Raw genomic sequence first — 23,823 nt, 5'->3', positions numbered from 1 at the left:
ATGGACGCCGAGGCAGGCGGAGCCGGCGTGCGGTGCCGGCTCCGTCACCGGACTACTTGGTCGCGAGTTCCTTCTGCACAGCGGCGTTGGCCTGCTTCAGCACCGATTCGACGCTGCCCTTGCCGTTGAGGATGCGCTGCAGGGCGGGGTAGAAGATCTGGTCCTGGATCACGGGCCCGTTGATCAGACCCGCCAGGAACGGCCGGGAGTTCTTCAGCACCTGCGGGGAGCCGAAGGCGATCGGGTAGGGGTAGCCCTTGAGGTCGGCCGCGCTCACGTCGGTCCGGTTCACCGGGAATCCGGTGCCCTTGGCCAGCGTGATCTGCGCGGGCTTGCTGTTCCACCAGGAGAAGAAGGTGTAGGCCGCCTTCTTGACCGCCGGGTCGGTGGAGGTCAGCGCGAACGAGGTGACGCCCGCGGAGGTGACCTGGGCCTTCGGCCCGGCGAAGGGCATGGTCACCCCGTAGTCCACATGGGACTGGGTGAAGGTGGTGGTGTCCCAGGGCCCGACGATCTCCATCGCGGCCTTCTGGGTCTGGAACAGCTTGTCCGCGTCGGCGCCGCCGAGGCCGATGGGGGAGATCTTCTTGTCGCGGACCAGGCTCACCCAGTGCTTGACGGCCGCGACCGTCGCCGGGTCGTCCAGCATCGCCCGCTTGCCGTCCTGGCTGACCACACCGCCGCCGCCCTGCCACAGCAGCACCGGGTACATCGGAATGGTCTCGTGGTCGGCGAGCGCGATCGCGTAGGTGTCGGGCTTGCCGTCGTGGTTGGCGTCCTTGGTCAGCTTCGCCGCGTCCTGCTCGAACTCCGACCACGTGGCCGGCGGCTTGTCCGGGTTCAGGCCCGCCTTCTTGAACAGGGTCTTGTTCCAGTACAGCAGCAGCGGCGCCGTCTCGGTCGGCACACCGTAGTTCTTGCCGCCGAACTCCGACGCCTGGACGGCGGCCGGCACGAGCTTGGCGGCGACGGCCCGGTCCGTGCCGTAGAAGTCGTCGATCGGCTGCAGCACGCCGCTGTGGGCGTACTTCGGTATCTGGCCCGCGTCCATGGCGACCACGTCCGGGCCGCTGCCGGAACTCACGCTGGTCAGCAGCTTCTGGTAGAAGACGTCCCACGGCATGGGGTCCGACTGGACCTTGATGTTCTTGTGGGTGGCGTTGAACTCGGAGATCAGCTTCTCGACCGTCGGACGGTCACCGCCGGTCAGGCCGTTCCAGAACTTCAGGGTCACCTTGCCGCCGGCCTTGTCCGAACCGCCGTTGCTGTGGGCGGCGCCCTGCCCGGCGCAGCCGCTCAGGGCGAGGCCCAGAACAGCGGCGGCGCAGGCCACCTGTGTGGTCCTGCGCCTGCGCAGGGCCGAGTTGGTCGAATCCACGACTTCTCCTCTGTCGAGTGCGGCCGTCCCGTGCCGCCACATGCCGTCGAGGTGGATGAGTACGACGCCGCCGGGTCGGTGTGCGTCGGAGGCATTGATATGGCGTCTCGGTAAACGTTGTAAATCCGCAATTGGCAAAGTTCAGGCAGGCGCTGGAGCGGAACCCTGGGGGTGCTTGGGTCTCAGCGTTCGGTGATATGCCCTGTGAACTGCGGTGACGTCACTCAGAGGGCCGCCTGGGAGGAAAGCGGAAGGAGGCCCCGATCGGGGCCTCCTTCAACGTGGGTAATGCCGGGCGGGGCCGACCTCAGCCGACGACCGCGGCGCGCACGCACAGCACGTCCGGCAGATGCGCGGCGAGCTGCTGCCAGCTGTCGCCGTCGTCCGCCGACGCGAACACCTCGCCGTTGCGGTTGCCGAAGTAGACGCCCGCCGGGTCCGCGTCGTCCGTGCACATCGCGTCGCGCAGCACCGTGCCGTAGTGGTCCTCCCGGGGCAGCCCCGCCGAGAGCGGCTCCCACGTCTTGCCCGCGTCCGCCGTCCGGTAGACCCGGCAGCGGTGGCCGGCCGGGACGCGGTCGGCGTCGGCGTTGATCGGGAACACGTACGCCGTGTCCCCTCTGCGCGGGTGCGCCGCCACCGCGAAGCCGAACGTGGACGGCAGGCCCTCGCCGATGTCCGTCCAGTGCGCGCCCGCGTCGTCGCTGCGGTACACGCCCCAGTGGTTCTGCAGGTAGAGCCGGTCCGGGGTCGCCGCGTCCCGCGCGATCTTGTGCACGCACTGACCGAACTCCGGGTTCGGGTCGGGCAGGAACACCGCGGAGACACCCGAGTTCGACGGCGTCCAGCTCGCGCCGCCGTCCTGGGTGCGGAACACACCGGCCGTCGAGACGGCGACCGTCACCGCACGGGGGTCGCGCGCGTCGGTGAGCACGGTGTGCAAACCCTCACCGCCGCCGCCCGGCACCCACTTGGACCGCGTCGGGTGCTCCCACAGGGGCCGGACGAGCTCGAAGGTCTCCCCGCGGTCCTCCGAGCGGTACAGCGCGGCCGGTTCGGTGCCCGCGTACACCACGTCCGGCTCGGCGGCGGCCGGGTGCAGCTGCCACACCCGCTCCAGGGACGCCCCCGTGTCCTTCGGGAACTTGACGGCCGGCCGGGCCGGTTCGGTCCACGTCCGGCCGAGGTCGTCGGAGTGGAACACGGACGGGCCCCAGTGCGCGCTGTCGCCGCCGGCCAGCAGCCTCGGCGTCGCGGTGCGGGTGTCGAGGGCGACCGAGTACACGGCCTGGGCGTTGAAGTAGGGACTCTCGTCGAACTCCCAGGCGCCACCACCCCGCCGGCGCCCGATGAACAGGCCTTTGCGCGTGCCCACGGCGAGCAGTACCTCGGTCATGCCGATCACCTCCGCGGCGTCCTCGTCGACGCCCTTGTCTCGGACACCGGCCAGTCTGCACCCCACCACTGACAGTCACCCGTGGAGCGGCTGCGGCGCAGGTCAGGGGGATGTCGGCGGCCGTCGCGACGGGCCGGGGCCGCGCGCGGGACCCGCCGCGGGGGTAGGTGCAGTGAGCATCCAGGGGCCCTCTTCCGTATGGGGAGGACGGCGGGATGGTCATGCGCGCGTGAGGAGGGTGCCTTCGATGGCGTTACGTGGTCCGAAGGTGTGGCTGTGGCGCTGGCGGCGCAATCCGCTCAAGCGCCGGGCCGACAGGGTGGAGGCCTGGGTCGTGCTGGGCGTGGGGCTGCTCACCGTGTGCGCCGGGCTGCTGGCCGGTACGGCGGTGAGCCGGTCCGTCGAGGACGGGCTGGCCCGGGAACGCGACGAGTGGCGTCCCCTCGTGGCACGGCTCGCCGAGCGGGCTCCCGGGACCGCGTCCGGGAACGGCGGCGCGTCCCGCGCCGATCAGGTGTGGGCGGAGGCGGTGTGGACGGCCGCGGACGGCTCCCCACACTCCGGCCAGGTGCGGGTCCCGGCGGGCAGCGCCGCCGGCAGCCCGGTCACCGTCTGGACGGACCCCGAGGGCCGTCAGGTGACCCGGCCCGTCACCGAGAGCCAGGCCCGCGTACGGGCCTGGCTGATCGGCGGGGTGGCGGCCGCCGGAGCCGCCACCGTGCCCCTCCTGGCCGGACGCGCGGTACGCGGCCGCCTGGAGCGCCGGCGCATCGACCAGTGGGACGCCGAGTGGTCCCGCTTCGGCCCGATGTGGGGGCGCACCACGGGATGACCCCCATCCGGCGTCACGTCGTGACGTGAGCCCCTACCGGCGTGAGGTCATGAGGACCCCCGACCGGTGTCACATCACCCCGTGGCGCCCACCGGCGCCCCCGGCCCGGCCAGCGCCTCCCGGCAGACCCGTACCAACCCCAGGTCCGCGTGGATGCCGTGGCCGCCTGGGGCGGCGGTCAGGTGCCGGCCGCCGGGGCCGGTCAGGTGCCGGCGGGGGGACGCGAGCTCCGCGCGCAGCAGGTCGTGGAGCGGTGCTCCCGCGGGCCCCAGAGCCGCGACGCACCCGGCGATGGCCGTCCGCGTGCGCGGGTGCTCCGCCCACGCGGAGCGCAGGACGGGCAGGACCTCTTCCGGCTCGCCGGCCGTGCGCCACAGCGCACACGCGGCCGTGACCCGCTCCCACACGTCGCCCGAGCCGGTCATCCGGCGCAGCTCAGGCAGGCCGGGACGCGCCGCCGGGCCCAGTCGCCCGAGGACGTCCGCGGCCGCCGCGCGGCGGTGCGGGCTGCTCCGGGAGTCGGCCGACTCCCGGAGCAGCACGGGCAGTACGGCATCGGCCTCCCCCGTGACCGACCACAGCGCGTCCGCCGCCGCGACGGCGCAGTCCGTCGCCAGCAGCCCCCGCAGGTCCGGTATCGCCTCGCGCGCCGCGCTGCCGAACGCGCCGAGCGCCCGCACCGCCGCCCCCGTGACGGCGTCGCGCCCCGGCAGCTCCTCCGGCATGCCCCGCAGCAGGCGCAGCACCACCGGCAGGGACTCGGTGTCGCCCAGGGCCGTGAGGGCCGACAGCAGGGGCACGGCCCGGCCCCGCGCGCCGGGGTCGTCCGGCGGGACCTGCGCGAGGCGTCGCCGTAACGCCGGAGCGAGCGGCGCGGCGGCCCGGCCCAGGTGGGGGACCACCAGCCCCAGGTCGTGCGGGACGACCGGGCCCGCCAGTACCTCGGCCAGCACCGGCGCGGCCCGCGCGTCCCCGGCCCGGGCCAGTGCCTTGAGCGGGCCGCCCAGGGCCGGACCGCCCCGCTCCCGGTGCCGTATGCGCAGTTCGGGACGGTACGTCACGAGCGTGTGAAGGCGGTCCGCGGCGGGTCTCGCCAGCTCGAAGAGCTCCAGCAGGACGGCGACCGCCGCGTCGTGCAACCGGCCCTCCTCGGCGCCCAGTTGGTTCCCCATGAGCGTGACCGGCTCCTCGTGTCCGGTACGCCACTCGCGGAAGAGTCCGGCCGACATCCACACGGCGTTGCACCGGTCGAGGGGGTCCGGGCTGGTCAGCTGCCCGCACAGCAGGGCGACCCGGTCCGCCACCCGCCCGCCGAGCGCGGAGTGCAGGGTCCGCAGCAGCTGGGAGCCCTCCTCGTCGGAGGGGCGCAGGCGCCGCAGCCGCCCCGCGAGCGTGTCCGGGCCAGGACAGTCCGAGGCGGGTGCGGACCGGGCGCGCTGCCCGGATCTGTCCCGGAGCAGCCGGACGACGACCGGGACGAGGTCGGCGGGAAGCCGCTCCGGGGCGCACGCCGCGAGCCGGCCGAGTGCGGCGAGCCGCAGTGCCGGGCCGTACGGGGGCCCGCTCAGCTCGGCGAGCAGCCGCACCGCCTCGGCGGCGTGGCCGGCCGTGCGGTACCGCTGTGCGAACACGCCGAGGGCTTCGGCCAGGGCGATCAGCACCCCGTCGTCCCGCTCCACGCCGATCCGCTCCCGCAGCACGGCGAGCACACGCGCCGGCCGGCCGAGGAACCGGACGAGTGCCCCCGCGGCGGCCCGGCGCACCCCGGCGTCCGCGTCGCCGCACAGCCCGACGAAGACCTCGGCGTCCGCGCGCACAGCGGCCCGGGCCCGCGCGGCGAGTTCACCGGAGCCGGCGTCGATGCCGCCGATGCTGACGAGGAGTTCCACCACCTCCGCCCGGTCCGGCACCTCCTCGCGGACGGCGAGCGCGAGGAGGAACGGAACACAGGCGAGCGTCGCGTCGTGCACGGGCCCCTGGTGGTGCACGGCGCCGTACATCCCGTCGAGCGCACTCGCCCGCTCGGCCGGGTCGGGGGAGGCCAGTCCCCGCAGTAACCGGGGCACGTCCTCCGCACTGCCCTGGGCGTGGCGCAGTGAGGCCCAGTCCACCTCGTCGATCCCCCTGAACACGTTGTCCTCCCCAGCGAAGTGCCGACTGACGGGGAGTCTGCACCACGGCACTGACAACGAAGCGGAACCGGGAGATGACTGTGCGCGAACTGAGTGCTCGTTGGCTGACTGTGGTTCAGTCCCCGCCGGGCAGCGCGCGTTCCAGGATCGTGTCGAGCCCCGTCCCCTCGGGCAGCGTCCCGAAGGCGTGCCCCCAGTCGCCGTCGAGCCGCGTCGCGCAGAACGCGTCGGCGACCGCCGGCGGGGCGTGCCGGACGAGGAGCGAGGCCTGGAGCGTCAGGGCCATCCGCTCCACGAGCCGGCGGGCGGTCGCCTGCGACGCCTCGGACAGCTGCCGCTTCAGCCCGGTCACGGCCGCGTCCAGCCGGTCGTCCGCCCCCTCGGCGCGGGCGAGTTCGCCGAACAGCGCCTCGGCGGTGCCCGGTTCCCGGCTCAGTGCCCGCAGCACATCGAGGGCGTTGACGTTCCCCGAGCCCTCCCAGATCGACAGCAGGGGAGCCTCGCGGTAGTGCCGGGGCATGCCCGAGTCCTCGACGTAGCCGTTGCCGCCGAGGCACTCCAGGGCCTCCGCGGTGAAGGCGGGGCCGCGCTTGGTCACCCAGTACTTGCCGACGGCCGTGGCGATCCGGCGGAAGGCGGCCTCGCCCTCGTCGCCGCGGACCGCCCGGTCGGCCGCCCCGGCCAGCCGCAGGGTGAGCGTGGTGGCGGCCTCGGACTCCAGCGCCAGGTCGGCCAGGACGTTGCGCATCAGCGGCTGGTCCACCAGCCGGGCGCCGAACGCGCTGCGGTGGCGCGCGTGGTGCCCGGCCTCGACGAGGGACTTGCGCATCAGCGCGGCCGACATCATCACGCAATCCAGCCGCGTGCAGTTGACCATCTCGATGATGGTCTTCACGCCCTGCCCCTCGGGGCCGACCAGCCAGGCGACGGTCCCGTCGAACTCGGGCTCGGAGGAGGCGTTGGACCGGTTGCCGAGCTTGTCCTTCAGGCGCTGGATGCGGAAGGTGTTGCGGGTGCCGTCGGGCAGGACGCGCGGCACCAGGAAGCACGACAGCCCGCCCGGGGCCTGCGCCAGCACCAGGAACACGTCGCACATCGGCGCCGAGGTGAACCACTTGTGGCCGCGCAGGGTGTACATCCCGGGCTCGGCCGTGGGCGTGGCCGCCGTGGTGTTCGTCCGGACGTCGGAGCCGCCCTGCTTCTCGGTCATCCCCATGCCCGCCAGCAGACCCGGCTTCTCCGTCGGCACGCGGAGTTCCGGGTCGTACTCCCGGCTCGTCAGCAGCGGCTCGTAGACCTTCGCCAGCTCCGGCTGCCGGCGCAGCGCGGGGACGGCCGCGTACGTCATCGACGTCGGGCAGCCGTGCCCCGCCTCCGTGTGGCCCCACAACAGTCCGCCGGCGGTCCGGGCGACATGGGCGCCGGGCCGGTCGTCCGCCCAGGGCGAGCCGGCCAGCCCCTCGGCGATCGCCGTGCGCATCAGGTGGTGCCAGCTCGGATGGAACGCGACCTCGTCGACGCGGTTGCCGTACCGGTCGTGAGTGCGCAGCTCCGGCTCGTGCCGGTTGGCCAGGTCGGCCCACTCCTGCGCCTGGGCGCTGCCGGCCTGCCTCCCGAGACGCCGCAGGTCCTCCTCGGCCCAGCCGGCACCCTCCCGCCGCAGCCCCTGGAGCAGGGCCGTGTCCTCGGAGGCGTCGTACGGGGTGAGCGGCGGGGCCTGGTTGGTGACGTCGTGCGTGGCGGGTCCGGCCTGCGCCCGCTGTCCGTCGAGTGTCGAGACCATGCTTCGAGTGTTGCACTCCTCCTGCGGTCGCAGCAATCGTGCAACACGGAAATCCGCCCCGTACAGTACGGGACCATGCCGATGAACGACCCGGCGCCGCCCGGCGAGATCGAACTGCGTCCGCTGTCCGCGCGGTCGGTCGTCCTGAGCCTGCTGCTGGGCGCGCACCCCCCTGAGCTGCCGGTGAAGGACCTGGTGGGCCGGGTGGAGGCCTTCGGCGTCGGCGGGTCCACGGTGCGGGCGGCGCTCAGCCGGATGGTGGCCGCGGGCGATCTGCGGCGCACCGGCACCGGCTACCGGCTCAGCGACCGGCTGCTGGAGCGCCAGCGCCGCCAGGACGAGTCCGTGCACCCGGACACGCGCGCGTGGGACGGCGACTGGGAGATGGTCGTGATCACCGCGACCGGCCGCGGCCCCGCAGAACGCGCCGACCTGCGCGCCCGGCTCAGCGCCCTCCGCCTCGCCGAACTCCGCGAGGGCGTCTGGCTCCGCCCCGCCAATCTGCGCCGGGCCCTGCCTGACGACCTCGACCGGGTGGCCGAGTGCTGCACGGCCCGCCCCGCCCGGCCGGCGCGCGAGCTGGCGGCGAGTCTGTGGCCGCTGGACGCCTGGTCCGCCGGCGCGTGGGCGCTGCTCGCCCACGTCGCCCGCGCGGACCGCCCCGCCGACCGCCTCACCGCGTTCGCGGCCGTCGTACGCCACCTGCTCGCCGACCCCGTCCTGCCGCCGGAACTGCTGCCCGCCGACTGGCCGGGAGCCGAGCTGCGCGCCGCGTACACCCGCTACCAGCGGGAGATGGCCGACGGGCCGCGGGCGCACCGGACGTGACACGGCGGCCGTACGGAGCGCCGGGCGGGCACTCCGTACGGCCGCGTTCACCGTGGGGGGCTCGGGGCGGACTACCGGTAGGTGATGTCCGAGGTGCTGTACTTGCAGTTCGTGCTGTCGGGGCCCGTGCCCACCGCCGTGTTGTTGTTGTACTTCTGGCAGGGGACGACCTTGCGGGAGGCGTCGTTGCGGATCGTGATGCCGCGCAGCGTCGCCACGTCGTTGCGGTTGACGTTGATGCCGACGAGCCGCGCGGTGCTGCCCGTCCCGGTCACGTCGATGGTGTTGAGGTTGACCTTGCGGGTGTACTGCGTGGAGCAGTCGCCGCAGGAGCGGTAGAGCGTCTTGAACTCCTGCACCGCGAAGTTGGAGATGTTGAGCGTGCCGCCGCCGTTGTGCTGGAAGACCTTGTCCGCCGCCTTCTTGGCTCCGCCGCCGATCACGTGGTACGTGGCGCCGGTGCCGCCGCGGAAGGTGGCGGCGTCCTCGCCGACGTCCTCCCACCAGACGTTCTGCAGCGTGCAGCTGCCCTCGCAGTGGATGCCGTCGGCCGCGGGGGCGCCGAGGATCACGTTCTTCAGCACCGCGCCGTTCGCGAGCCGGAAGATCGGGTCCTGGCCCTCCTCCTGGCCGTCACCGGCCAGGCTGCCGGTGCCGTAGTACCGCTTCATGCCGTAGTCCTTGGTGCCGGACACCGGGATGGTGGAGGAGGTCCCCTGGCTGCCGTTGGGCGTCGGCCAGGTGGCGGCGCTCGCCGTGGGCGCATTGGTGGTCATGATCATGCCAACCGACAGGCCAAGGGTGGCCAGCGCGCCGGTCAGCGCGCGCCTGCGGGCGCGCGGACGTGTCGCAGAAGTCATGTCCCGATTCCTTCTGTCCGTTCGAGCGATGGGGGGTGTCAGATCGAGCGATGGGAGGTGTCAGAGCTTCCCGGCGCCCGCACCCGACGTCACCGAGGCGGCGACGGAGGAGGCGGGTTCGGCCGAGTAGCCGTAGGGCGGGTTGGTGAAGCTGCCGACCCGCGAGATCTCGGTCGCGGCTCCGCCGAGATCGTTGCCGCGCAGGTTGGCGTATCCGTCGACGTCGCTGCTGCGGTTCGTGGTGACCGCGACCTTCGTCGAGCGGAAGACGTTGTTCTCGACCAGCATCTGGGCGCCCATGCGCGAGTGGCAGGCGGTGTCGGCGCCCTCGACGTAGTTGTTGTAGAAGTGCCCGGTGCCGAAGCGCAGGCTGGGGATGCGCGAGTAGACGTTGGCGAAGTGGTTGTGGTGGTACGTCACCTTCAGACGGCCCGTGTCCTCGCTCGCGTTGTTGTCGCTGTGGCCGACGAGCGAGCCCTTGAAGTGGTTCTTGAAGGTGTTCCAGGACACCGTGACGTTGTCCGCGCCGTGGTTGATGTCCAGCAGGCCGTCGTAGTGGTCCTTGTCGTGATCGCGGTCGGCCGAGAAGGAGTTGTGGTCGATCCAGACCTTGCTGGACGCCTCGACGGTGATGCCGTCGGCGGGCGCGACCGGCTTGCTGATGTTCAGGTTGCGGATGACGACGTTGGTGACCTTCTTCAGCCGCAGCCCGCCGCCCGTGAAGCCGGAGGCCGAACCGACGCCCAGCACCGTGGTGTTGGAGCCGATGTCGACCTGACCGCTCAGCGAGATCAGGCCGTTGACCCGCACGACCTTGGCCGCGTTGCCGGTCACCGCGGACTTGAAGGCGCTCAGCGAGGAGACGGTGACCGCCGAGGCGCTGCCGCCGCCGGTCGTCCCGGCGCCGAACCCGACCGGCGAGCTCTCGGCGGCCCCGGCCGGCTGGGGAACGGCCAGGACCGCCACGGTCGCCAGGGCGGAGGCGGCGGCGAGCGCCAGGGTGGATCTCTGGGTGTGTGTGCGTGGGGGGCGAGTACGCATGTGGGGTGCGTCCCTTCGTGGTGCGTGATGATGCCCGGCAGATCATGTACATGAACTCTGTTCGCCATGGTGTTCACCGCGCGTGCTGCCTGTGACCGAGCCGGAGGTCGTGCCATGCCCTGGGGGTGCACTTCCCCTGGGTCGGCAGCCTTCGACGGGCGTCTTCGCGTGGCGGCGCGATGACGCTTCTGGGTCACACTGCTGAACGGAACGTAGGCGGCAAGCGCTTTCTAGTCAACGCCTCGCGCAGAACACATTCGGCCGGTCCAGGTCCGGGGGCGAGTGCTGTGGGAGCGCTTCCATGTGGGCCATGTCCATGTCACCATGCCGAGCGGGCGCTTCCCCTTCATGAGAGGGCGGGTCATGAGAACTCCGCGTATGCGTACGTTCGCCGACGGGCTGGTGTTCACGCTGGTGGCCGTCGCTGCCCCGCCCCTGTCACCGGGACCGGCCGCCGCGGGCACACCGCGGCCCGGCCGCGAGGGCCCCCTGCCCGGGTCGTTCACCTGGTCGTCGAGCGGCCCGCTGATCGGTCCCCGGCCGGACGCCGCCCATCCGATCCTCTCGGTCAAGGACCCGACGGCGTTCCGGTACCGGAACCGCTGGCACGTCTACTCACCACCGCCGACACCGCGGGACGCTGGAGCCTCGGACACACCAGCTTCGCCCGGTGGCCCGACGCCGCCCCGGCCCCGCAGACGTTCCTCGACACAGCCCCGGACATCGGCCCGCCGTCCTGCTCCACCAGCCAGGACCCCTCGGACCCGCGCGGTTGGAGCGCGCCGCGGAACCTCTTCGACGGCGAGCCGCCGATCGTCACCGAGGACAAGGGCGACGGCGCCTGGCTGGACTTCTGGACGATCTGCGACCGGACGGACCGCTACCTGTTCTTCTCCGACGGCAACGGCCACCAGTACACCTCACGCACCACGCTCGCCGAGTTCCCGAACGGCTTCCGCGACACCGCCGTCGTGCTGTCCGAACCCGACCGCGGCCACGGCGAGATGACCCGGACCGGCGCCGGCCAGACCCTCACGATCGACCCCCGCCGCCTCCGGTTCCCCTGCCAGGGCATGGACCCCGCCGCGGGCGGCGCGTACGGCCGGCTGCCCTGGCGGCCGGCCCTGCTGACCCGGACGAACCCCACCTGCTGAACGGCCGCGCGACGTCCTGCGAGCCGCGCCTCACAACGGAAGGGACCCGGACGTGCCTGCCACCCCCCGCTCCACGGCGAGGAGACCCCTGCGGTCGATGCTCCTCGCGCTCCTCGCCGCGCTGCTGCCCCTGCTCGCGGCCACGGCGCTCACCGCGCCCGCCGCCTCCGCCCGGGAGAGGGCCGTGCCCGCCGCGACCCTCACCGAGGTCACGGGCTTCGGCACCAACCCCAGCAACCTGCGGATGTACCTGTACGTCCCGGAGAGCGTCACCCCGAACCCGGCGGTCGTGGTCGCCGTGCACTGGTGCACCGGCTCGGGCCCCGACATGTACAACGGCACCGAATACGACTCGCTGGCCGACCGGTACGGGTTCATCGTGCTCTACCCGTCCGTCACGCGCAGCAGCAAGTGCTTCGACGTCTCCTCGCCCCAGGCCCTGCGCCGCGACGGCGGCAGCGACCCCGTCGGCATCAAGTCGATGATCGACTGGGTCACCCGCACCTACGACGCCGACAAGGGCCGGGTGTTCGCGACGGGCATCTCCTCCGGCGCGATGATGACGAACGTCCTCCTCGGCGACTACCCGGACGTGTTCGCCGCGGGCGCCGCCTTCTCCGGCGTCCCGTTCGGCTGCTTCGCCACCACCGACGGCTCCGAGTGGAACAGCGCCTGCTCGGGCGGCACGGTGACGCGCACCCCCGCGCAGTGGGGCGACCTGGTCCGGGGCGCGTACCCCGGCTACACCGGCCCCCGCCCGCGGATGCAGATCTGGCACGGCACCGAGGACGACGCCCTGCGCTACCCGAACTTCGGGGAGCAGATCAAGCAGTGGACGAACGTGCAGGGCGTGAGCCAGACCCCGGCCGCCTCCGACACCCCCCAGCCCGGCTGGAACCGCACCCGCTACGGCGGCACGGGCGACCGGGCCCCCGTCGAGGCGATCAGCCTCCAGGGCGTCGGCCACAACCTGTACGCCCAGGGCATGGCCTCCCGCGTGCTCACCTTCTTCGGCCTGGACCGCTCGGGCCCGGCACCCCAGCCGCAGCCCGGCGCCTGCCGGGTGAAGGCCACGGTGAACGCCTGGAACACCGGTCTGACCGCCTCCGTGACCATCACCAACACCGGCACGACGGCGGTCAACGGCTGGAAACTCGGCTTCACCCTGCCCGCCGGCCAGACCGTCACGGGCGGCTGGGGCGCCACCTACGCGCCGTCGACCGGGGCGGTCACCGCGACCAACGTGTCCTACAACGGCAGCATCGCGCCGGGTGCGAGCGTCAGCATCGGCTACCAGGCGAACCACGGCGGCAACAGTGCCGCTCCGGCCGCGTTCACGCTCAACGGCACGGCGTGCGCGGCCGGTTGACGGACCGGCTCCGGGTGCCGGATCAGACCGAACGGTGGTACTGGTCCGGCACCCGCACCTCACCGCCGAGTTCCCGCGCCGCCAGCCGGGCCCACGACGGGTTGCGCAGCAGCTCACGGCCGAGCAGGACCGCGTCCGCCTCGCCGTTGGCCAGGATCTTCGCGGCCTGCTCGGCCTCGGTGATCAGGCCGACCGCGGCGACCGGCAGGCCCGTCTCGCTCTTCACCCGGGCGGCGAAGGGCACCTGGTAGCCGGGGCCGGTGGGGATGCGGACACCGGAGGCGTTGCCGCCGGTGGAGACGTCGAGCAGGTCGACGCCGTGGGCCCGCAGGTCGGCGGCGAGGCGGACGGTGTCGTCCGGGGTCCAGCCGCCCTCGTCGAGCCAGTCGGTCGCCGAGACGCGGAAGAACAGCGGCTTGTCGTCCGGCCACACGGCCCGTACGGCGTCGACGACCTCGAGCGCGAACCGGGTGCGGTTCTCGTACGAGCCGCCGTAGGCGTCGGTCCGGTGGTTGGAGTGCGGGGAGAGGAATTCGTTGATCAGGTAGCCGTGGGCGCCGTGGATCTCGGCGATCTCGAAGCCGGCGGCGAGCGCGCGGCGGGCCGCGGCCGCGAACTGTTCGACAATCTCCCTGATCTGATCGGCGGTCAGCTCCGCCGGGGCCGGGTGCCGGTCGTCGAACGCGATCGGGCTCGGCGCGACGGAGTCCCACCCGTACGCGTCCGGGCCGACCGGCGCGCCGCCCTTCCAGGGGCGGTCCGTCGACGCCTTGCGGCCGGCGTGGGCGAGCTGGATGGCCGGAACCGTGCCCTGTGCGGCGAGAAAGCGCGTGATGCGGCGGAACGCCTCCACCTGCGTGTCGTTCCAGATGCCGAGGTCGTACGGAGAGATGCGGCCCTCCGGGGAGACCGCGGTGGCCTCGACGATGATCAGGCCCGTGCCGCCGGTCGCACGGGCCGCGTAGTGCGCGAAGTGCCAGTCGTTCGGGGCGCCCGTCTCCGGGCCCTGAGGAGCCGCCGAGTACTGGCACATCGGGGGCATCCACACGCGGTTCGGGATCGTCACGTCGCGCAGGGTGCAGGGCTCGAACAGCGCGGTCACGGCGGACTCCATTCGTCACGGGGTCGATGTCGACTCGTACGATAGGCATCGTAGTACGGTGGATGTCAAACTACGATGGTTCTCGTACTATGGGGATCCCCGAAGGAAGTGGAGCCGCCGTGACCTCGCCCGCCGTCAGCAGCCGTGCCCTGCCGCATCCCGAGCGCGAGGAGATCCGGCTGGAGGAGGTGCTGCACGCGCTGTCCGACCCGATGCGGCTGCGGATCGTGCGCGAACTCGCCGCGGCGAGCGGCGAGTTGTCCTGCTCGGACTTCGTACTGCCGGTCACCAAGTCGACCACCACGCACCATTTCCGGGTGCTGCGGGAGAGCGGGGTGATCCGGCAGGTGTACCGGGGGACGGCGAAGATGAACTGGCTGCGCCGGGACGACCTGGACGATCTCTTCCCCGGTCTTCTGAGCGCGCTTCTCGACTCGGCGGCCCGGCAGGACGGCCGGGTCAGGAGCGCGCCGCGTCCAACAGCGACTGCCAGTCGGGGAGTTTGACCACACCGCGTCCCAGGGACGCTCCCAGTTCCGCCTCCGCGCGCTCGATCGACTGCCAGCCCGCCCACTCGACCGGGTCGGCGCCCTCCGCGCGCAGGGCGGGGAGGGGATCGTCGGGGACCGTCCGCAGGGCGAGCGCGGGGGCGTCCTCCAGGAGGGACGTCGCCGTCTCCTTCGCGCAGGGGCGGTTCGTGCCGATGACGCCGGTCGGGCCGCGCTTGATCCAGCCCGCCACGTACTCGCCGGGGGTGACGACGCCCTCGCGCAGGACGCGGCCGGACAGGTTCGGGACCGTGCCGGTGGCGGTGTCGAAGGGGAGGCCCTCCAGAGGGACTCCGCGGTAGCCCACCGAGCGCAGCACCAGCTGGGCTTCGAGGTCCTCGTACCGGCCCGTGCCCGTCACGCCGCCGTGCCCGTCCGGTGCCGTCCGCTCGAAGCGCACCGCGCCCACGTGGCCCTGGTCGGCGAGCAGTTCGACGGGGCGCAGGAAGAACCGGAGCCGGATGCGGCGCGGGGCGCCTTTCGGGGGCGCCTCGGCCCAGCCGCGCAGCACCTCCACGTTGCGCCGCTGCGGGGCGGGCAGCGCGGACGGGTCCGTGTACCCGGGATCCAGCGCCAGCTCCGCCGGGTCCACGGCCACGTCGGTCTCCGGCAGGGTGCCCAGCTCGCGCAGTTCCTTGGTGGTGAAGCGGGCCTGGGAGGGGCCGCGCCGGCCCACCATGTGGATCTCGGAGACCCGGCTCGCCGCCAGCGCGGTCAGGGCCGCCTGCGGCATGTCGGTCGGGGTCAGCTCGGCCAGTCCGCGCGCCAGCATCCGGGTGACGTCCACGGCCACGTTCCCCACGCCGATGACCACGGCCGACCGGGCGTTGCGCAGGAACCCGTCGTCCACGGCGTCCGGGTGGGCGCTGTACCAGGCCACGAACTGCGTCGCCGACCAGCTGCCCGGCAGGTCCTCCCCGGGAACGCCGAGATGCCGGTCCGTGGCGGCGCCCACGCAGTACACCACCGCGTGGTACAGCTCCCGCAGCCGCGCGACCGGCACCCCGCCGGGGCCCACCTGGACGCCCCCGAGGAACCGGATCCTGTCGTGCTCCAGGACCGCCCGCAGGTTGTTCTGCAGCGACTTGATCTTCTCGTGGTCCGGTGCCACGCCGTAGCGGACCAGGCCGTACGGGCACGGCAGCCGGTCCAGTACGTCGACGCACACCTCGGAGTCCTGCTGGACGAGGCTCTGGGCGGTGTAGCACCCGCTCGGCCCGGAGCCTACGACGGCGACTCGCAGCACGGCGGAACTCCTTACCCGGGGGATCCCGAGGGATCTCAGGAGAGTGCTGACGCCTCCAGCATCGCACCGGCCGGGCTCCGCTGACAGGGTGCTGTGCTCCGCCCGGGGAGCGTGTCCGATCTATAGGGAATGTGATCATGCGGTTTCGTTCCGTGTGTGCTGGCAGCATCCTTTCTGAATCTTTCTGATCGCTCTCCGGCGGACGGCGCGGTGACCGTGCGGCCCGCGTGGGAGGTGCGGGAGAACGACGACGCCACGCGGTGGTTCGACGTCCGGCTGGCCTTCACGGACGGCGCCCGCGTCGACGCCCTGGCCGTCGTGACCGGGGGATGCGTCTGCGTCGAGGAGGTCCGGGCCCAGCCCGCGCTGTCCCTCGACGACCTGGCCGTGCTCGCCGACTGGCTCGAGGACTCCCTGGCCGAGGCGTGCGCCACCGCTGCCGGGCCGCTCCCGGAGGGCCGCGAGGGGCAGGTGCCGGAGGGCCGCGGGGGCCAGGGGCGCCGCGCCCGGCCGGTCTGGCCGACGGGCGTGGAGGGGCGGTGGCTGGTGGCGCAGGAGTACCGCGCGGCGCAGCGGGAGGGCGCCGACCCGGTCCTCGCCGTGATGTGCGCGACCGGGCACAGCCGCCGCACGTCGCTCAGGCTGATCGGCCAGGCCCGGGACGCGGGCCTGCTGACACCGCGCCGCGCCCGGCGGTGAGCGCGCCGGGCGGTGTCACGGCCGGACCTCGGGCTCACGCCCCGGCGCGGTGCCGGCCGGCCCGCCCGTCGCGAAGAACCGCGACAGATCCGCGTCACCCTTCCCGCCGGGCGTCTCGGCCTCCGGCGGGACGCCCAGCTCCCAGTCGAGCCGGTAGCGCTTGAACAACTCGGCCCGCAGCACCGGAACCGGCATCGGCACCCCCGGCACCAGGGCCGCGTACACGGCGCCCATCAGCAGGGCGCGCAGCATCGGGTAGTCGGCGTCGACGTCCCGCGAGCCGTGCCGGGCGACGGTGTCCCGCAGCAGCTCGGCCAGGCGCCGCTGCTCCGGGCAGGGCAGGAAGCCCTCCGCCTGCAGCAGCCCGGCCATGTGCTGGCGCATCAGCACGGGCCGGTCCCGGGCCAGGCCCAGGATCGCGTCGATGGCCCGCGCCATCCGCTCCCGGCCGTCCTCGGTGCGCGGCTCCCGCTCCAGCGCCTCCTCCAGCGTGCGGTGCATCAGCCGGTGCACGGCGGACTGCACGAGCTGGCGCTTGCCCGGGAAGTAGTACGAGACCAGGCCCCGCGCCGAGCCCGCCCGGTCGGCGATGTCGCCGAGCGTCGTCGCCTCGAACCCGCGCTCGCCGACCAGCTCGACCGCCGCCTGCAGAAGCCGCTCCTTCGAACGTCTCCGCAACTCTTCATTGACCGAGGCGCTGCGCGGGGACATGCTGTAACTCCTGCGTTGACTGGCTGCCAGCCAACTATACTCAGAGCGTCCGGCCCGGGCCCCTGTGGTCCGGATCGGTGATGCCGTCTGCCTCGGGCGACGCGGGGGATCGTCCGAGGCGGGCGCGCAGCCGGCATTCCGGCCCCGGCCGGCCCTACAGCGGCTGTGCCGCGTCGGCGGGCGCTTCTCAGCCCACCAGGTCCAAGACCGGCCGCAGCCCGTCCGGCCGGTCGGCCACCGGCAGATGGTCCACGAAGTGCACCCCGCACCCGAGGGCGCCGGCGCCGCCGTCGGCCCTGCGGTCGTCGCCGACCATGAGCGTCCGGCGCGGATCGGCGCCGAGCGCCTCGCAGGCGGTGGCGAACAGCCGCGGGTCCGGCTTCTGGATGCCGTGCTCGTACGACAGGACGTACACGTCGATGTACGGGTCCAGGCCGTGCGCCCGGAAGACCGGCCGCAGATCCCAGCCGATGTTGCTGACCACGCCCACGGGGATGCCCCGTTCCCGCAGCGTGCGGAGCACCTCGACGGCGTCCGGGTACGGGGCCCAGGCCTCCGGCGTCATATGGCGGTCGTACAGCGCGTCGTGCAACGCCGGGTCGGGCAGCGGGACCTGGCGGGACAGGCCCGTGTAGGCGGCCCGGTGCAGGGCGGCGCTCCGGTCCCGGATCGGCCAGGCGTCGGCCAGTTCGTCCGGAATCCGCTCGGGGGCGCTGCCGCCCGGCAGTGCCCCGGCCGCCTCCAGTGCCCGGGCCGCGGCGGTCAACTCCGGCTCGTCGAGCCGGATTCCGGCCCCGGCGAGAACGCCGCGCAGCCAGGAGTCGGTGGACTCGACACGGAAGAGGGTTCCGGAGAAGTCGAACAGCACGGCGGTCATGGGGTGATCCTAAGAGGCCGCGGCCGGCGCCGGGGGCGGGTTCACGGCTGTCGGAGCCGGTGCACCCACACCGCCACGGCCACCACCGTCGCGCCCAGCAGCCAGCCGCCCACCACGTCCGACGGCCAGTGGACGCCCAGCCAGACGCGGGTCAGCCCGACGCCGACCACGGAGACCACCGCCACGGCCACGGCCGCGCGCCACACGGAGGGGCCGACGCCGTGCCGGTGCAGGAGCCACAGCAGGAGGCCGCAGACGACCGTGGCGGTCATGGCGTGGCCCGACGGGAACGCCGCGTAGTGGGCCGAGTCGACGGGGTCGGGCCACACCGGGCGGGGGCGGTCCACCGCGGCCTTGAGGCCCTGCTGCAGCAGCGTGCCCAGAGCCACGGACGCCGCCAGCCACACCGCCGTCCAGCGCGCCGCGAGCCGCACCACCAGCCACACGACGACCCCCGCGCACAGCAGGCGCATCGTCCACGGATCCCACACCCAGTCCGTCAGGATGCGGCACGCCTGGGTGATGCCGCTCTCGTCCACGGCCCAGCGGTGGGTGGTGGCGGCGATCTCCCCGTCCGCGTTGATCAACGGGCTCCATCTCGCCGCGACGAGGACCAGCAGCAGAGCCGAGCACAGGGCCAGGACACCGGCGAGACCGGCGGTGGTGCGGTGTTCCTGGCGGGGCGGGGAGTCGACGGACGAGGTGTGCATACAGCGATCCTCGCCGAACCGGGGGGTCCGGATCCAGTAAGGGACGAGCTTCCGCTACCGGGACGACACGCTTCGGCCATGCCGCGTCCACCGAAACCGGCCCGGACGCCCCGCTACCCCAGCGCCCGCAGCCCCGGTACGAACGCCACCAGCACGGGCACCACCGGCACCAGCGCGGCCGCCGCCGTCAGCCGCAGGCGCCGGGCCGCGGTCAGCCGGTCCGGGGGAGTGAGCAACCGGTGCACCCGCGCCGGGACATGGGCTTGCGGCGTCGGGCAGGGGCCGAACACGCCCCGGTGCTCGTTCAGTTCGACCAGGGCCAGGGCCGTGGTCAGGCGGCCGAAGCGGCGGGAGGCCGTGTCGTCCGCGGCGAGTTCGACCAGCCGGTGCATCTCGTCACGGAACGCGGCGAACACCGGCACCTGCGGGAAGCCGCCCGCCAGCGCGGACGAGCAGTTCAGCAGCCAGTCGTGGCGGGCCCGCGCGTGTCCCTGCTCGTGCGCGAGCACGGCGTCCAGCTGCCGGCCCTTCAGCCGGCGCAGCGCGGCCGTCGTGACGACCAGTTGCGGCGGGGTGCCGGGCTGCCACCAGGCGTCCGGCTGCTCGCTCTCCAGCACGACGAGCCGGCCGGACACGGCCACCTCACCCGGCAGCAGCGGGGCCCGGACCAGCAGGTCGGCACGCCGGCGGCGACGCCGGGCGCGCGCCCGGCCGACCTCGCGGACGAGCATCGCCGCGCTCCACAACCCGCCGCAGGCCAGCACGACCGCGGTGGTCGCCGCCCACGGACCCGCGGTGCCGAGGGCGTAGGCCTCCACGACCGAGCCGGGTGCCGTCGCGAAGACGTGCCCGCCGACCGCGTGCCAGGCCGCCGCCGCGCTGAGCGTCATCGACAGCGCGCAGCACACCAGTACGGCCGCCACCACGCACTGCCACATCCACAGCGCCACCACCGGCTCACGGTCCGGCCAGTCCGCCCGGGCGAGCAGCCGGGGACCGACCACGGCGGTCAGGGCGCCGAGCAGCAACAGCGCCGCGGGGAGCATCATGCAGGGCAGCTTATGAGCGCGGGGCCGCTCACGGGTACGACTTGTGCCGCCGAAGTGACGCAGGCAACGGATCCGTACGCCGTGAACCGCTCCCGCTCACAACGTCAGCAGCATCGCCACCATCGCGATCCCCATGGAGAGCCGGCACGCCAGCGTCAGCTCCGGCCGGTCCCCCCACCCGGTGAATCCGCCGCCGGCGCTCTGCCCGGCCACGGCTGCCACGGGCACCAGGCGGACACCGGCCAGCAGCACGTACCCGGCGAAGTAGAGCAGCAGCGCCCCGGTCAGGAGCGGGATGCCCGACCCGCCCCCGCCGTGCGCGTGCCCGGGGGAGCCGGCCATGACGACGGACATGTAGACCATCGCGGCGGCCCCCACCAGGTGGTGGAGGTGGTGCGCACCGGTCCGTGCCGCCCACAGCGCCGGCAGCGCCGCCGCTGCGAACACGGCCGCGTAGGCGGGCCAGGCCCACGGCGGCGGAGTGAACACCGCCGCCGGCACCGCCATGGCGGCCATCCCGAACCCCATCAGCGCCTCGCCGCCCGCGGCGCGCCGCTGTTCCGCGGCGGCGCCGCCGCGCATCCGCATCAGGCAGTAGGTGCCGGTCATCGCGCAGAGCGCCACCAGCAGCCAGCCGGACGAAGCCGGTCCGTGCACGCGCACCTCCCCGCTCGACAGTCGGTCTTTCGATGCCCAGGCCATGCGGCGCGCACGCGAGCGCGCGGAGGTACACGGGGAGCGTTCGCCGGAGCACGGCAGCTCAGAGGTTATGTTTTACAGGTAAAACACATGTTAAGGTTGTGGGAATGAGCAGTGCGCACCCCACCCCCGCCGCCCCGTCCGCCCCGCGTCTCCCGCTGGCGGGCGTGCTGCGCGTCGGCCGCCCCTCGGACATCTGGTTCAAGCCCGCGCTGAGCGTCGTCGCGGCCATGGCCCCGCCCAGCCTCACGCTCCTGGCGCTCGGCCGGCTCGACCTGGCGATGTACGCGATGGCCGGGTCCCTGTGCGCCCTGTACGCCCACAACCGCCCGTACGCCGCCCGGGCCGGGGCCCTGATGTGGGTGGTGCTCGGCATGCTCGGCGGGCTCGCCGTCGCCCTGGTCACGGCCTCCCTGACCGGCAGCGCCGTCGCGCTGGTCACGGTCGGTGCCCTGCTGGCCGCCGCCCAGAAGGCGCTGTGCGACGCCACGCGCACCGGCCCGCCGGGCAACGTCGTCCTCACCTTCGTCAGCTCCGCCTCGCTGTTCGCGCCGCAGACCCTCGACCAGGTCCCCGGCCATCTGGCGCTGGCGGCCGCCACCGGGGCCTGGGCCTGGCTGGTCTGCATGGCGCCCGCACTGCTCCGCCCGCACGGCCCGGAACGCCGTGCCACCGCCACCGCCCTGAAGGCCGCCGCCGCGTACGCCGACACGGGCGGCACGGGGGAGGGCCACGCCCCGGCGCGCGCCACCGGATACGCCGCGGTGCACGCCGCCTGGCAGTCGCTCCTGGCCACCGGCGCCCCCTCCAGGACCCGGCACGCCCTCGAACGGCTGGTCGTCCGGGCCGAGGTCGCCCTCGCCGCACCGGAGCAGGCGGACGCCGGGCGGCTGCGCGGGTGGGCACGCGCGCTGCGCGGCACCGGACCCGTACCGCAGGCCTGTCTCCCGCCGGCGGCGGCCGACGAACTGCTCGGAGTGGACACGGCCCGGCCCCGCTGGGCGCGGCTGGGCCCGCTGACCCCGCTCGCGGCGCGCACCGCGCTCGGCTGCGCGCTCGCCGGCTACGCCTCCCTCGCCCTCGGCATCGGACGCCCCTACTGGGCCCTGGTCACCGCCGCCTCGCTCTACCAGGCCAACATCACCCTCACCTGGAGCCGGGCCGTGCAGCGCGTCGTCGGCAACGTCGTCGGGGTGCTCGTCTTCGCGGCCGTCGCACCGCTCGCCCACCTGGGGCAGGCGGCGCTCGTGCTGTGCTGCCTCGCGTTCAGCTTCGGTGCCGAGCTGCTGATCAGCCGCAACTACTGGCTGGGCAGCGTCTGCGTGACCCCCATGGCCCTGCTCATCACCGAGTTCGCCGGGTACCGCGCGACCGGCGAGCTGATGACCGAGCGGGTCGCGGACACCGTCGTGGGCGCCCTGGTCGGCTTCGGCGCCGCCGTGGCGATCACCAACCGGCGCGCGGGCGACCGCGTGGAACACGCGCTGACGGCCGCCGGCCGCGCCCGCGGACACGCCGCCCGCCTCCTGGCCGAGCCGGACCCCGACCCCGCCGCACTGGAATCGGCCCGCCGCGGCCTCGCCGCCGCCCTGGCCGATCTGCGGACCGCCGCCGACGCGGCGGCCGGCGAGTGGTGGCGGCGCGCCCTGCCCCAGGAGCGGGTCGTGCTCACCGAGCAGTCCGGACACCGTACGCTCGCCGCGACGGCACGACGCCAGGGGCTGCTCCCGGACCAGGACACCGCCACAGAGACGGAGGACGCACGGCCATGACGCCGACGCAAGGACCCTCGCCCACGGGCACCGGCCCGGAGCCCGGCCCGCACCAGGGCACCGGAGCGGAACCCGAACCAGCCCCGACCGCTGGTGGGCGTGCGGGCGAGCCGGACGCCACCGCTGGCGGGCGTCCGGCCGAGCAGGCCCCGACCACCGATGTGTTCGCGATCGGCGGTGATCCGGACGGTGGGATGCCCACGGCCGGAGAGGATCTGGGCGGTGGGCGGCGGGAGGACACCGTCGCCGCCGTCGTCCGGCAGTGGCGGGCCGTGCACCCCGGTCTCGACACCGGGCCCATGGAGGTCATCGGCCGCATCAACCGCTGCGCCGCCCTCCTCCAGCAGGCCGAGGACGCCCCGCTGCGCCGGGCGGGACTGAGCCGCCCCGAGTTCGACCTGCTCGGCGCGCTGCGCCGCACCGGGCACGAGCTGACCCCCGGGGAGCTGGCGCGGGAGACCTTCTCCTCGGGCGCCGCCGTCACCAAGCGCCTGAAGCAGCTGACCGAGCGCGGCCTGGTCGAACGCCGCGGCGACAGCCGCGACCGCCGTGTCGTCCACCTCCGCCTCACCGACACCGGACGCGACCTCGTCGACGGCATCCTGCCCGCCCAGCTCGCCTACGAGACCGCCGTCCTGTCCGGCCTCGACGGCCCCGAGCAGGGTGAACTCGCCGCGTTGCTCGGCGAGTTGCTGGGCCAGCTGGAGGGCCGCCTGGGCGCGCTGCGGGCCTGAGCCCGAACCGTCCGCACGGCGGGGCGACGTCTGCGCACCGTCCCCGTCACCCCCGTCGCCTCAGAAATCGTCACCGGCCCGGTACACGCCGAACATCGCCCCCTGCGGGTCCCTCAGCACCGCGATGCGCGGCCCGTCGGGCACGGACGTCGGCACCATCAGGACGGTGCCGTGCCGCTGGACGACGGCGGTCGTGTCGTCCACGTCCGCCACCGCGAAGTACGGCAGCCAGTGCGGCGGCACCTCGGGCGGGAACTTGTCGTCCATCGTCACCATGCCGCCGAAGCCGGCGCCGCTGACACCCCACCGGGTGTAGCGCTCCCCGGCGTCGACGCTCCAGTCGAACACCTGCGTGTAGAAGGCCACGGCCTGTTCCGGATCCCGCGTGAACAGCTCCACCCAGCCCAGCGCGCCGGGCGCGTTGAACAACCCGGCGCCCGGGAAGGTCCCCGCCTGCCACAACTGGAACACGGCCCCGCCCGGGTCGGCGGCCACCGTGAAACGGCCCGCGTCGAACACGTCCATCGGGCCGAGCAGCACCGCACCGCCCGCCTCCGTCACCGCACGGGCGGCGGCGTCCGCGTCGGCCACCGCGAACGACACGTTCCAGGCGACCGGCTGCGACGGCTGGTAGAGCGGGGCGAGCGCGGCGACGGCCGCGTCCCCGAGGTGCGCGACGGTGTACCCGTCCGCCTCCTGCCGCGGGTCCCTCGCGGGACGCCAGCCGAACAACCGGGTGTAGAACCGCTGGGCCGCCTCCAGGTCGCTGGTCCCCAACTCGGTCCAGCAGGGGCCGCCGGTCACCGGTGCGTCGAGCTTCATGGCGTTCCTTCCGCAGGGAACCCCCTCCAGCACGCTAAGCCGCCGCCGGGGCTGCCTGCCATCGGGGAAACCCACTGGTGT

The 23,823-nt window shown here is 73.7% G+C and carries 22 protein-coding genes; 8 read left to right on the top strand and 14 right to left on the bottom strand.

Features of this window, described 5'->3' with window-relative positions:
- Nucleotides 1–52: 52 nt before the first annotated feature.
- The gene (locus C1703_RS03735) at nucleotides 53–1,378 is read right to left on the bottom strand and encodes an ABC transporter substrate-binding protein (RefSeq protein WP_157993079.1); all 1,326 of its coding nucleotides are present in this window, start codon (nucleotides 1,376–1,378) and stop codon (nucleotides 53–55) included.
- Nucleotides 1,379–1,685: 307 nt separating this feature from the next.
- On the bottom strand, nucleotides 1,686–2,843 hold the full coding sequence (locus tag C1703_RS03730) for an exo-alpha-sialidase (RefSeq protein WP_114250529.1): 1,158 nt from the start codon (nucleotides 2,841–2,843) through the stop codon (nucleotides 1,686–1,688).
- Between the two features lie 178 nt (nucleotides 2,844–3,021).
- On the opposite strand from C1703_RS03730, the gene C1703_RS03725 reads away from it, so the two are divergent.
- Nucleotides 3,022–3,606, top strand: a complete 585-nt coding sequence (locus C1703_RS03725) for a hypothetical protein (protein ID WP_114250528.1) — start codon at nucleotides 3,022–3,024, stop codon at nucleotides 3,604–3,606.
- A 74-nt stretch (nucleotides 3,607–3,680) separates the two neighbouring features.
- Here the strand turns inward: C1703_RS03725 and C1703_RS03720 are convergent, their stop codons facing one another.
- Both C1703_RS03720 and C1703_RS03715 read right to left on the bottom strand, forming a co-directional pair.
- Nucleotides 3,681–5,738, bottom strand: coding sequence for a HEAT repeat domain-containing protein (locus C1703_RS03720; RefSeq protein WP_114250527.1), 2,058 nt, complete (start codon nucleotides 5,736–5,738; stop codon nucleotides 3,681–3,683).
- Between the two features lie 115 nt (nucleotides 5,739–5,853).
- Nucleotides 5,854–7,521 carry a DNA alkylation response protein gene (locus C1703_RS03715; protein ID WP_114250526.1) on the bottom strand — a complete coding sequence of 556 codons (1,668 nt, stop codon included), beginning with the start codon at nucleotides 7,519–7,521 and terminating at the stop codon, nucleotides 5,854–5,856.
- 75 nt (nucleotides 7,522–7,596) lie between these two features.
- Here C1703_RS03715 and C1703_RS03710 point away from each other — a divergent pair, with 75 nt between their 5' ends.
- Nucleotides 7,597–8,349 (top strand): PaaX family transcriptional regulator C-terminal domain-containing protein, encoded by a 753-nt coding sequence (locus C1703_RS03710; protein WP_114250525.1) that lies wholly within the window; start codon nucleotides 7,597–7,599, stop codon nucleotides 8,347–8,349.
- 71 nt (nucleotides 8,350–8,420) lie between these two features.
- Here the strand turns inward: C1703_RS03710 and C1703_RS03705 are convergent, their stop codons facing one another.
- Nucleotides 8,421–9,209: a pectate lyase gene (locus tag C1703_RS03705; RefSeq protein WP_114250524.1), complete on the bottom strand. Its 789-nt coding sequence runs from the start codon at nucleotides 9,207–9,209 to the stop codon at nucleotides 8,421–8,423.
- Nucleotides 9,210–9,269: 60 nt separating this feature from the next.
- A complete protein-coding gene (locus C1703_RS03700; RefSeq protein WP_114250523.1) occupies nucleotides 9,270–10,250 on the bottom strand; it encodes a polysaccharide lyase family 1 protein in 981 nt (326 codons plus the stop codon).
- Nucleotides 10,251–10,537: 287 nt separating this feature from the next.
- Between C1703_RS03700 and C1703_RS03695 the strand changes: the two genes are divergently transcribed.
- Complete coding sequence (locus C1703_RS03695; RefSeq protein ID WP_232840400.1) at nucleotides 10,538–11,404, top strand: non-reducing end alpha-L-arabinofuranosidase family hydrolase; 867 nt, start codon at nucleotides 10,538–10,540, stop codon at nucleotides 11,402–11,404.
- 97 nt (nucleotides 11,405–11,501) lie between these two features.
- Nucleotides 11,502–12,773, top strand: coding sequence for a PHB depolymerase family esterase (locus tag C1703_RS03690; RefSeq protein WP_114250522.1), 1,272 nt, complete (start codon nucleotides 11,502–11,504; stop codon nucleotides 12,771–12,773).
- Nucleotides 12,774–12,795: 22 nt separating this feature from the next.
- Here the strand turns inward: C1703_RS03690 and C1703_RS03685 are convergent, their stop codons facing one another.
- The gene (locus C1703_RS03685) at nucleotides 12,796–13,875 is read right to left on the bottom strand and encodes an NADH:flavin oxidoreductase/NADH oxidase (protein ID WP_114257274.1); all 1,080 of its coding nucleotides are present in this window, start codon (nucleotides 13,873–13,875) and stop codon (nucleotides 12,796–12,798) included.
- A 119-nt stretch (nucleotides 13,876–13,994) separates the two neighbouring features.
- On the opposite strand from C1703_RS03685, the gene C1703_RS03680 reads away from it, so the two are divergent.
- Entirely contained in the window at nucleotides 13,995–14,381 is a 387-nt protein-coding gene (locus tag C1703_RS03680) for a helix-turn-helix domain-containing protein (RefSeq protein WP_114250521.1), read from the top strand.
- On the opposite strand, the gene C1703_RS03675 is transcribed toward C1703_RS03680, so the two are convergent.
- Nucleotides 14,335–15,669 carry an FAD-dependent oxidoreductase gene (locus C1703_RS03675; RefSeq protein WP_114250520.1) on the bottom strand — a complete coding sequence of 445 codons (1,335 nt, stop codon included), beginning with the start codon at nucleotides 15,667–15,669 and terminating at the stop codon, nucleotides 14,335–14,337. The genes C1703_RS03680 and C1703_RS03675 overlap by 47 nt on opposite strands.
- A gap of 210 nt (nucleotides 15,670–15,879) precedes the next feature.
- Here C1703_RS03675 and C1703_RS03670 point away from each other — a divergent pair, with 210 nt between their 5' ends.
- A complete protein-coding gene (locus tag C1703_RS03670) occupies nucleotides 15,880–16,368 on the top strand; it encodes a DUF6214 family protein (protein WP_114250519.1) in 489 nt (162 codons plus the stop codon).
- Nucleotides 16,369–16,383: 15 nt separating this feature from the next.
- Here the strand turns inward: C1703_RS03670 and C1703_RS03665 are convergent, their stop codons facing one another.
- The 5 genes from C1703_RS03665 to C1703_RS03645 form a co-directional block, all read right to left on the bottom strand.
- Nucleotides 16,384–17,079 carry a TetR/AcrR family transcriptional regulator gene (locus tag C1703_RS03665; RefSeq protein WP_114250518.1) on the bottom strand — a complete coding sequence of 232 codons (696 nt, stop codon included), beginning with the start codon at nucleotides 17,077–17,079 and terminating at the stop codon, nucleotides 16,384–16,386.
- A gap of 187 nt (nucleotides 17,080–17,266) precedes the next feature.
- Nucleotides 17,267–17,956: an HAD family hydrolase gene (locus tag C1703_RS03660; RefSeq protein ID WP_114250517.1), complete on the bottom strand. Its 690-nt coding sequence runs from the start codon at nucleotides 17,954–17,956 to the stop codon at nucleotides 17,267–17,269.
- 41 nt (nucleotides 17,957–17,997) lie between these two features.
- Entirely contained in the window at nucleotides 17,998–18,666 is a 669-nt protein-coding gene (locus C1703_RS03655) for a phosphatase PAP2 family protein (RefSeq protein WP_114250516.1), read from the bottom strand.
- Between the two features lie 113 nt (nucleotides 18,667–18,779).
- Nucleotides 18,780–19,715: a M56 family metallopeptidase gene (locus C1703_RS03650; RefSeq protein WP_114250515.1), complete on the bottom strand. Its 936-nt coding sequence runs from the start codon at nucleotides 19,713–19,715 to the stop codon at nucleotides 18,780–18,782.
- 96 nt (nucleotides 19,716–19,811) lie between these two features.
- A complete protein-coding gene (locus C1703_RS03645) occupies nucleotides 19,812–20,372 on the bottom strand; it encodes a DUF5134 domain-containing protein (RefSeq protein ID WP_114250514.1) in 561 nt (186 codons plus the stop codon).
- A gap of 149 nt (nucleotides 20,373–20,521) precedes the next feature.
- Between C1703_RS03645 and C1703_RS03640 the strand changes: the two genes are divergently transcribed.
- Entirely contained in the window at nucleotides 20,522–22,186 is a 1,665-nt protein-coding gene (locus C1703_RS03640) for an FUSC family protein (RefSeq protein WP_114250513.1), read from the top strand.
- 194 nt (nucleotides 22,187–22,380) lie between these two features.
- On the top strand, nucleotides 22,381–22,920 hold the full coding sequence (locus C1703_RS03635; RefSeq protein ID WP_232840731.1) for a MarR family transcriptional regulator: 540 nt from the start codon (nucleotides 22,381–22,383) through the stop codon (nucleotides 22,918–22,920).
- A 60-nt stretch (nucleotides 22,921–22,980) separates the two neighbouring features.
- Here the strand turns inward: C1703_RS03635 and C1703_RS03630 are convergent, their stop codons facing one another.
- Nucleotides 22,981–23,742 carry a VOC family protein gene (locus C1703_RS03630; RefSeq protein WP_114250512.1) on the bottom strand — a complete coding sequence of 254 codons (762 nt, stop codon included), beginning with the start codon at nucleotides 23,740–23,742 and terminating at the stop codon, nucleotides 22,981–22,983.
- Nucleotides 23,743–23,823 lie beyond the last annotated feature (81 nt).

The sequence above is a fragment of the Streptomyces sp. Go-475 genome (genome assembly GCF_003330845.1).
GTDB lineage: Bacteria > Actinomycetota > Actinomycetes > Streptomycetales > Streptomycetaceae > Streptomyces.
Note: the sequence above shows the minus strand (reverse complement) of the source record. Positions and strands in the feature narration are given on the sequence as shown.